The organism is Cupriavidus mimosae (assembly GCF_023952485.1).
In the GTDB taxonomy this organism is placed as follows: Bacteria; Pseudomonadota; Gammaproteobacteria; order Burkholderiales; family Burkholderiaceae; genus Cupriavidus; species Cupriavidus taiwanensis_C.
On the sequence record NZ_JALHRY010000126.1, the window covers coordinates 1 to 362 of the forward strand.

General features: G+C 68.8%; 1 protein-coding gene. It reads left to right on the forward strand.

Translation table 11 applies throughout. The features are described from left to right. Window positions 1-362, forward strand: a 362-nt coding sequence (locus MKD50_RS30640; protein ID WP_305882103.1) for a carboxyl transferase domain-containing protein, incomplete at both ends; no start/stop codon positions are given.

Sequence of the window (362 nt, forward strand, 5' to 3'; positions counted from 1 at the left end):
TCGTTCGGGGCCGGCAACTACGGCATGTGCGGGCGCGCGTATTCGCCGCGCTTTTTGTGGATGTGGCCGAACGCGCGCATCTCGGTGATGGGCGGCGAGCAGGCCGCGAGCGTGCTGGCGACGGTGCGCCGGGACGGCATCGAAGCGAAGGGCGGCCAGTGGAGCGCGCAGGAGGAAGACGCCTTCAAGCAGCCGATCCGCGACCAGTACGAGCACCAGGGCCATCCGTACTACGCCAGCGCGCGGCTGTGGGACGACGGCGTGATCGACCCCGCGCAGACGCGCACGGTGCTGGGACTGGGCCTGTCGGCCAGCCTCAATGCGCCGATCGACGAGATGAAGTTCGGCGTGTTCCGCATGTA